General features: G+C 54.2%; 8 protein-coding genes. 3 read left to right on the top strand and 5 right to left on the bottom strand.

Annotated elements, in window-relative coordinates:
- Positions 1-155: 155 nt before the first annotated feature.
- From ACJ9N4_RS19065 to ACJ9N4_RS19055, 3 genes are all read right to left on the bottom strand, one after another.
- Positions 156-1,850 (bottom strand): methyl-accepting chemotaxis protein, encoded by a 1,695-nt coding sequence (locus tag ACJ9N4_RS19065; protein WP_182918450.1) that lies wholly within the window; start codon positions 1,848-1,850, stop codon positions 156-158.
- A gap of 159 nt (positions 1,851-2,009) precedes the next feature.
- A complete protein-coding gene (locus ACJ9N4_RS19060) occupies positions 2,010-3,128 on the bottom strand; it encodes an S-(hydroxymethyl)glutathione dehydrogenase/class III alcohol dehydrogenase (protein ID WP_182918451.1) in 1,119 nt (372 codons plus the stop codon).
- 33 nt (positions 3,129-3,161) lie between these two features.
- Positions 3,162-3,437, bottom strand: a complete 276-nt coding sequence (locus tag ACJ9N4_RS19055; RefSeq protein ID WP_003857256.1) for a metal/formaldehyde-sensitive transcriptional repressor — start codon at positions 3,435-3,437, stop codon at positions 3,162-3,164.
- A gap of 142 nt (positions 3,438-3,579) precedes the next feature.
- On the opposite strand from ACJ9N4_RS19055, the gene ACJ9N4_RS19050 reads away from it, so the two are divergent.
- The gene (locus ACJ9N4_RS19050) at positions 3,580-4,323 is read left to right on the top strand and encodes a DeoR/GlpR family DNA-binding transcription regulator (RefSeq protein ID WP_182918452.1); all 744 of its coding nucleotides are present in this window, start codon (positions 3,580-3,582) and stop codon (positions 4,321-4,323) included.
- 16 nt (positions 4,324-4,339) lie between these two features.
- Entirely contained in the window at positions 4,340-5,407 is a 1,068-nt protein-coding gene (locus ACJ9N4_RS19045) for an oxidoreductase (RefSeq protein WP_182918453.1), read from the top strand.
- 44 nt (positions 5,408-5,451) lie between these two features.
- Here ACJ9N4_RS19045 and cybB read toward each other — a convergent pair whose 3' ends face one another.
- Complete coding sequence (gene cybB / locus ACJ9N4_RS19040) at positions 5,452-5,988, bottom strand: cytochrome b561 (protein ID WP_182271363.1); 537 nt, start codon at positions 5,986-5,988, stop codon at positions 5,452-5,454.
- 190 nt (positions 5,989-6,178) lie between these two features.
- Between cybB and gap the strand changes: the two genes are divergently transcribed.
- Positions 6,179-7,180 carry a type I glyceraldehyde-3-phosphate dehydrogenase gene (gene gap / locus ACJ9N4_RS19035; protein WP_411500717.1) on the top strand — a complete coding sequence of 334 codons (1,002 nt, stop codon included), beginning with the start codon at positions 6,179-6,181 and terminating at the stop codon, positions 7,178-7,180.
- A gap of 33 nt (positions 7,181-7,213) precedes the next feature.
- Here gap and ACJ9N4_RS19030 read toward each other — a convergent pair whose 3' ends face one another.
- Positions 7,214-8,008: a YdcF family protein gene (locus tag ACJ9N4_RS19030; protein WP_411500716.1), complete on the bottom strand. Its 795-nt coding sequence runs from the start codon at positions 8,006-8,008 to the stop codon at positions 7,214-7,216.
- Positions 8,009-8,286: the final 278 nt, after the last annotated feature.

Here is an 8,286-nt window from a genome sequence, read left to right as displayed (position 1 = left end):
CGCGGGGATTGATAAGGGGGCCGCGGTGGCCCCCTTATCCCGTTCACAGGTTGTGAGCGTATTATTTTCTGCGGATATTAAGGTGAACGGAATTATCCACCATGCTTAACTGACAAGCATTAGATCATATGACCCTTTTTTTCCGGGTAGCGAACTCAGAACGTTTCCCAGTTATCCCCGTTATCCGCGACCGTTGGACGTAACGCCGCAGGTTTTACGGCCACAGAGGTCTGAGGTTGTCCACGCCCCTGTGTTTTACCACTCAACCGAAACGCTCCGACGGCCTCAGTCAGACGCGCACCCTGCTCTTCGAGCGATGCCGCGGCTGCAGAGGCTTCTTCCACCAGCGAGGCGTTCTGCTGGGTGACTTTATCCATCTCCGAAATCGCCTGGCTCACCTGCACAATACCCCGGCTCTGTTCGTCAGACGCAGCGGCAATCTCCAGCATAATATCGGTGACGCGTTTAACCGCCTCGACAATTTCATTCATGGTGTTGCCCGCAGCCACCACCTCGCCGGAACCCTGGTCAATCAGTGACACGGATTCGTTGATCAGACTTTCAATCTCTTTTGCTGCATTCGCACTGCGACTTGCCAGAGTACGCACCTCACTCGCCACCACCGCAAAACCACGGCCTTGCTCACCCGCTCGTGCGGCTTCTACCGCGGCGTTGAGTGCCAGGATATTAGTCTGGAACGCAATGCTGTTAATGACTGCGGTAATTTCAGAGATTTTCTTCGAACTGGTGGAGATGTTACCCATTGTTTTCACCACGCCGGAAACCATCTGACCACCGCGGCTGGCTTTGCCAGAGGCATCTTCCGCCAGCTTGCTTGCATGATGTGCGTTATCGGCGTTTTGCTTCACGGTTGCCGTCAGCTGTTCCATGCTGGCTGCCGTCTGTTCAATGGCGGCGGCCTGCTGCTCGGTGCGTGAAGAGAGGTCGGTGTTACCGGCAGAAATCTCGCTGGTGCCGCGGTAGATCTCTTCCGCTCCCTGACGCACGGTGCCTACCGTGGTCACCAGAGAGCGCTGCATGATTTGCAGATCGCGCGTCAGACGCCCGATTTCGCTACGCCCTGCCACATCCTCCGACATGGTCAGATCGCCTTTAGCGATATTCTCAATGCGCGTTGCGGCACGTTGCAGCGGGTTGATCACCGTGCGGCGCAGTACGATGAAGGTCATGACCGTCAGCACCAGTGCCAGCCCGAACGCACCGATCATAAACATCAGCCCCAGTTGTGTTCGGGTATGTGCCTCTGCTGTCAATGCGTTGGCACGATCGGTACGGATTTTAATCGCCTTCAACAACACGTCGTTATAGGCGTCATCCAGCGGACGCGCAATGTCATTTTCGTGGTTAATGATGGCTTCAAACATGCCGTTTTTGGCAAATTTGAGCATCGGCTGAAGACCGGCGATATACGCGTCATAATGCGCTTTTATGTCAGCATCCAGCGCTTCGTCGGCAGGTGTGCGCACAGCGCGATTCATGTACGCGTTAAATCCCTCCTGCGACTGCTTAATGCGCGTTTCTGCTTCACTGATGTTTTGCTTCATCGCCTCCATTTCAGCGATACGGCTTGCCGCACCTGCATGGATCATGTTGATACGCGCGGTTCGCAGGTGGTTAGAGCTGTTTGATAAACCCAGACGAACCTGAATTTCTGATGTGACATCCTGCTGATCGGTATCCGCTTTCAACAGGAAATAGCCCGCCAGGCCTGAGCTCAAGGCAAACAGAAGAATGATGCCACCGAGAATGGAGGAAAACAGCGGAACCAGCCTGATGTGATGCAAGAAGCTCAGCTTTTGCTGCGCCTGCATCGAAGTTGTGTTGTCCATGACCGTCGACTCTCTTGTAGGTAAGATGCGTATAAACACGCCTGTAAAATAGTCATCGGCACGGCAGGAAATTTGATTATGGCGAAAAGCGCAAGACAGGTCACACTTTAGAGAAGATTATTAAAGAAAGGCCAGCGGCAAAAACCGCTGGCAGAATAATTAGTTGTCGCCGAAATGGATGACGGTACGAATGGACTTACCTTCGTGCATCAGATCGAATGCTTCATTGATCTGTTCCAGCGGCAGGCGATGGGTGATGAACGGATCGAGCTGAATTTTCCCGGCCATCGCATCTTCAACCATGCCCGGCAGTTGGGTGCGACCTTTCACGCCACCGAATGCCGAACCACGCCATACACGCCCCGTCACCAGCTGGAACGGACGCGTTTTGATCTCCTGACCTGCACCCGCCACGCCAATGATAACGCTCTCACCCCAGCCTTTATGGCAGCATTCGAGGGCAGAACGCATCACGTCAACGTTACCAATGCATTCAAAGCTGAAATCGACACCACCGTCAGTCAGTTCAACAATGACGTCCTGAACCGGTTTTTCGTCATCTTTCGGGTTCACGAAATCGGTCGCCCCCATTTCGCCCGCCAGCCGGAATTTCTCCGGATTGGTATCAACCGCGATGATACGACCGGCTTTTGCCTGTACCGCTCCCTGGATAACCGCCAGACCAATGCCACCGAGACCGAACACCGCAACGGTGTCGCCCTCTTTGACTTTCGCCGTGTTATGCACCGCGCCGATCCCGGTGGTCACACCGCAACCCAACAGACAGACTTTGTCCAGCGGAGCCTGCGGGTTCACTTTTGCCAGCGAGATCTCCGCGCAGACGGTGTACTCACTGAAGGTACTGGTCCCCATGTAGTGATAAACCGGCTCACCGTTGTAAGAGAAACGGGTGGTACCGTCCGGCATCAGCCCTTTCCCCTGCGTCGCACGCACGGCCTGGCAGAGGTTGGTTTTACCGGATTTACAGAACTTACACTCGCCACATTCCGCAGTGTACAGCGGAATGACGTGATCGCCTGGCTTCAGGCTGGTCACACCCTCGCCCACTTCCACCACGATCCCACCGCCTTCATGGCCGAGCACTGCCGGGAATACGCCTTCAGGATCATCCCCTGACAGGGTGAATGCATCGGTATGACACACGCCGGTATGGGTAATTTTGATCAGCACTTCGCCTTTTTTCGGTGGTGCGACATCAATTTCAACGATTTTCAGCGGCTGGCCTGGGCCGAACGCGACAGCTGCGCGAGATTTCATAGTGTCTCTTCCCTTGTTGTGAGGTCTGTGGGTTTATTTTAGATAAGAGCGCAGTAAATGGCCGACTTCTGCCATCCGAACTGCCCGCTGATCCGGGGTTGTCTCCCCCGTCACCAGCTCATCTTTGAGGTGAATTTCGACCATCTCGCCCATCAGGCCATTAGCAGCACCGCGCACGGCGGCAATTTGCTGCAGGATAGCCAGACAGGGATCGCCTGATTCCAGCGCGCGCTCAAGCGCATCGACCTGCCCCCGAATGCGGCGAACGCGGGTCAGGATACGCTTTTTATCTTCGGGCGAATGCGGCATACGGCTCTCCTTAGATACTATAGGGGGGTATGGTATTTGAGTTATTTGTTTATGTAAACCGTCCATTGCATCTGATATTCCCTTTCCCGCAAAATGCTGTAATATGCGATTTATTGCGACATTCTGCAGGATTAAAAGAAACATGCACAAAACCGCCAGGCAAAAATATGTCATTGATATTCTGAGTGAACAGGGCCAAGCCAGTATTACTGAGCTTGCAGAAAAGCTGCAGGTTTCTGCTGATACTATCCGCCGTGATTTGACCGACCTCGAAAAACAGGGTCTGGCACAGAAGAACCACGGCGGGGCTATCGCGCTTAATCTCCCGGCAATGGATCGCCAGGGCAGAAATACGCTGCTGCCTGAAACCAAGCAACGTCTGGGAAAACGGGTGGCGGAAAGCGTCCCTGCCGGGTCGACGCTGTTTCTGGATGCCGGCAGCACGGTGATGGCGGTTGCGCGTTTTCTTAAGGGGCCATTGACGGTGATCACCCCCTCGCTGGATATCGCGCAGCATTTTAGCGACCGGGAAGATATCGGGCTGATCCTGCTCGGCGGAAAATGGGATCAGAAGCAGCGCCTGTTTGCCGGTAGCGCCACGCTATCCCTGCTGTCCCGCTACCGGGCGGACATTGCTATCCTCGGCGCGTGCGCCATTCACGCCCGGCTCGGCCTGAGCGCCAGCACAGAAGCCGATGCGGAAGTCAAACGAGCCATGCTGGCGGCAAGCCATGAACACTGGATCGTCGCCGACCATTTGAAATTAAACCACTGTGAACCGCATCTGGTTTGCGGGTTATCCGACATTCATCAACTGTTTTTAGACCGTCCCTGGGCTGAAGCCGGGGATACTGACGCATTGCAAATCACCCTTGCAGACGCGTAATAACGTGGAGAAGGTCATGAATAAAATGAAGACAATTAACATTGCACTGATCGGGTATGGATTTGTGGGTAAAACCTTCCATGCTCCGCTGATCCAGTCGGTTGAAGGACTTAAGCTGGCGGTGGTTTCTTCTCGCGATGAAGAAAAGGTCAAACGTGATATCCCGGATGCGACCGTTGTGGCGTCCCCCGAAGAGGCAATCCAGCATCCGGATGTTGACCTGGTGGTAATAGCCTCCCCTAACGCAACTCATGCGCCGCTGGCGACGCTTGCCCTCAACTCAGGCAAACATGTGGTGGTGGATAAACCATTCACCCTTGATATGCAGGAAGCACGCGACCTGATTGCCCTGGCTGATGAAAAGCAGCTGCTGCTCTCCGTCTTCCACAACCGCCGCTGGGACAGCGATTTCCTCGGTATTAAGCAGGTTATTGAACAAGGCAGTCTCGGTAAGATTAAACACCTTGAGTCACATATCGATCGTTTCCGCCCGGAAGTTCGCGTGCGCTGGAGAGAGCAAAACGTCCCGGGGAGTGGTTTGTGGTTTGACCTGGGGCCGCACCTGATCGACCAGACGCTGCAGCTCTTTGGCCTGCCTCAGTCCGTTCAGGGCAATATTGCGACACTGCGCGACGGCGCAGAAATTAATGACTGGGCACACGTTGTATTAAATTACCCGGAGCACAAGGTCATTCTGCATTGCAGCATGCTGGTTGCGGGCGGGACATCCCGTTTTACCGTACACGGGGATAAAGGCAGCGTGGTAAAAGCCAGAATTGACCAACAGGAGGCGCAACTGCTGGCTGGCGTTATTCCAGGTAGCGAAAGCTGGGGGGAAGACAGCGACGATATGCTGCTGTTTGGTGCCAGCGGCGACGCGCAGGCGGTTAAAACCCCGAAAGGCGACCAGCGCCAGTATTACATCAATGTGCGCGATGCGCTGACAGGTAAGATCGATAACCCGGTTCATCCTGTTGAGGCATTAGCGGTCATGGCAGTGCTGGAGGCGGCAGTGAAATCATCAGAGACAGGGTCAACCCAGTCGCTGGAATTGACGCCAGAAGAACGCGCCCATCTGCAATAATCAGACGTGAAGGATGCCCTGCAGTTCACCGCAGGGCATAAAAATCATGGGGTCTGGCTTTTTTTCGGCATCATGCGCAGAAGCGTGTTGTCTTTCCAGAAGTAGTGATGCATCAGCGCCGCCAGTGCGTGCAGGCCAATGATAAAATACCCCAGATTGGCCAGCGTCACGTGCCACTCTTTCAGAACGTCCACCAGGTCAAAATTCGATTCCGCCGCGTACGGCATCACCATGCCAAAGGCAAACCAGTCATTACCACGGTTATACATCATCATAATACCCACCAACGGTAAGGCGATAAACAGCAGATAAACAACCAGATGCCCCAGATGGGATAACCCTGTCACCATCGCTTTAGGCTTCGGCTGGATCGGCGGTGAGCGGAATTTGAGGCGAACCAGCAGGCGCGTCACCATCAGCACCAGAATCGCGATACCGCACGAGGCGTGGATCATATTAATCAGGGGACGGGCGGTACGGGGGAAAAAGCCTCTGAACTCCATTGCACAGTAGGCCACGATAATTAACAGAAACACCAGCCAGTGAATGCTTATTTGCAGGCTTGTATATTTAGTGCGCATGTCATTTCCTGATAAAGAACAAATACCGCGCCAACATAACCAGCTTTCCCTAAAAATTCATTAACTTTTCTGCATGGTTTTTCAAATACTTCCCCAGGGATGAAGCATCTTCAATTGCCGCCATGCCCGTCATGGTCTAAGCCTGGATGAGTTCACACTGTCGCACCGACACGTTCACCAGGAGTAAACCATGAGTAAAATTGGTATTAACGGATTTGGACGCATTGGACGCCTTGTACTTCGTCGCCTTCTTGAAACCCAGGACAGCAACACCGTCGTTGCCATCAACGATCTTACCTCCCCCAAAGTTCTGGCCTATCTGCTCAGACATGATTCTAACTACGGCGGCTTTCCGTGGAGCGTTGATTTCACCGAAGATTCGCTGATTGTCGATGGCAAATCGATCGCGGTTTACGCCGAAAAAGAGGCTAAACATATTCCGTGGAAAACGGCTGGGGTCGATATCGTCGTGGAATGCACCGGTTTTTATACTTCGGAAGAGAAATCCAGAGCCCATCTGGATGCAGGAGCCAGAAAAGTGCTGATCTCGGCCCCCGCAGGTGAGATGAAAACCATTGTGTTCAACGTCAACGACGACACCATCGATAGTCGCGATACGATCATTTCCGTCGCCTCCTGCACCACCAACTGCCTGGCTCCGCTGGCGAAAGCCCTGAACGACGCATTTGGTATCAACGTGGGTACCATGACCACCATTCACGCCTATACCGGTACTCAGGCGCTGGTGGATGGCCCGCGCGGGAAAGATCTTCGCGCCTCGCGCGCGGCGGCGGAAAATATCATCCCGCACACCACCGGGGCTGCAAAGGCCATTGGTCTGGTGATCCCGGCCCTCAGCGGCAAACTGAAAGGTCATGCGCAGCGCGTCCCGGTCAAGACCGGTTCCGTGACTGAGCTGGTTTCTGTCCTGAACAAAAATGTCACCGTCGAGGAGATTCATCAGGCGCTGAAACGGGCCACGGAAAACAATGAATCATTCGGTTATACCGATGAAGAGATTGTCTCTTCCGATGTGATCGGCTCTCACTTTGGGTCAGTATTTGATGCCACCCAGACAGAAGTGACAGATGCGGGTGACGTGCAACTGGTCAAAACCGTCGCCTGGTACGACAACGAATACGGGTTTGTCACACAGCTGGTGCGTACGCTGGATAAGTATGCCGCGCTGTAACTCAACATCCCCTCTCTGCTGAGAGGGGAATCTTCAGAGCAGTGAACGGCTGGCGAGGGCATCGGTCAGGATCGCGTCCTCGCGCAAGGTACGCCACGCGACGTCGACGTCTGAAGGAAATTCAACATGGGCGATAAAATCTCGCCCTGCCGGGCCGTAGCCGTTAATGTCGTCATGCAGGCGCGGGAGCTCACCCAGCACCAGCGACAAATAACGTTCAACAGGCCAAAGGCCTTCATTCCCGCCCCGCAAGACCAGACCGTCATCGCTATTTTGCAACACCGGCGTTACGCCGGGATGGCTTACCCACATCGGCGATACAGGCTCGTCCCGACACACACGTGCAAAAGTCGCCATAGTGCGTCGCTGCATGGTAGGGTCCTGAACCACCAGCACGCATTCAGCGGCCAGACGGTGGCGTTTTATCATCTCCCGGCTAAAGCGGGCGTTCTCACCACAGTTGGTTGACTGATCTTCCACCAGAATCCGTTCCGCAGGGATATTCCAGAACTCACGCGCGATATCCGCCAGAATGGCGGCTTCAGCGCGCCCAGCGGTGGGAAGCGTGTTATAGCGGGGATGGCGCGCAATCGCGGCATACAAAAAAGAGGTGGAGTGGCCGATACCACCACTGATAAGCAGCGGAACACCCTGCTCTGCCGCCACGCGACAGGCAGCGTCGATAGTCGGAATAACCGCATTTCCCGCCAGAATGACAAGATCAACGGACTGATCGTTCTGCAGATCGTCCTGCGCCAGCCACTCTCCCACAATGTTAATGGCATGGCGTGTGGCGTCGGGTAAACAAGGGAAACGTGCCCGTGTCATAGTGATATCCTTACAGTGTTTGGGTCAGAGTACTGCGCACATCGTGGCTGAACAGGAGATATCTCCGAAAGCCGACATCCCCGTCACCCCGGCAGATTGCCATCTTTCTGGAATAATCAAAAACAGCCGGGCTAACCTGCATTTTATGCTTTCGATTAACCATCATACAAAACATTACGCCACTCACCTCCAGTGAAAAAGCACCGATTGCTGATTATTTCATCGTGACCCTGTCAGCGCTCGTTTTTCATTAACTTTTCCACTCACATATGATTAAC

The organism is Enterobacter sp. LM3 (assembly GCF_046622475.1).
GTDB lineage: Bacteria > Pseudomonadota > Gammaproteobacteria > Enterobacterales > Enterobacteriaceae > Enterobacter > Enterobacter cloacae_P.
The sequence above is the reverse complement of the archived record's forward strand: the minus strand, read 5'-3'. Positions and strand labels throughout refer to the sequence as shown.

Excerpts from the sequence above, each read along its gene's own strand:
- ACJ9N4_RS19055 (WP_003857256.1), bottom strand. The coding sequence starts at position 3,437 with ATGCCGCATTCGCCCGAAGATAAAAAGCGTATCCTGACCCGCGTTCGC.
- cybB (WP_182271363.1), bottom strand. The coding sequence starts at position 5,988 with ATGCGCACTAAATATACAAGCCTGCAAATAAGCATTCACTGGCTGGTG.
- ACJ9N4_RS19030 (WP_411500716.1), bottom strand. The coding sequence starts at position 8,008 with ATGACACGGGCACGTTTCCCTTGTTTACCCGACGCCACACGCCATGCC.
- gap (WP_411500717.1), top strand. The coding sequence starts at position 6,179 with ATGAGTAAAATTGGTATTAACGGATTTGGACGCATTGGACGCCTTGTA.
- ACJ9N4_RS19045 (WP_182918453.1), top strand. The coding sequence starts at position 4,340 with ATGAATAAAATGAAGACAATTAACATTGCACTGATCGGGTATGGATTT.
- ACJ9N4_RS19065 (WP_182918450.1), bottom strand. The coding sequence starts at position 1,850 with ATGGACAACACAACTTCGATGCAGGCGCAGCAAAAGCTGAGCTTCTTG.
- ACJ9N4_RS19060 (WP_182918451.1), bottom strand. The coding sequence starts at position 3,128 with ATGAAATCTCGCGCAGCTGTCGCGTTCGGCCCAGGCCAGCCGCTGAAA.
- ACJ9N4_RS19050 (WP_182918452.1), top strand. The coding sequence starts at position 3,580 with ATGCACAAAACCGCCAGGCAAAAATATGTCATTGATATTCTGAGTGAA.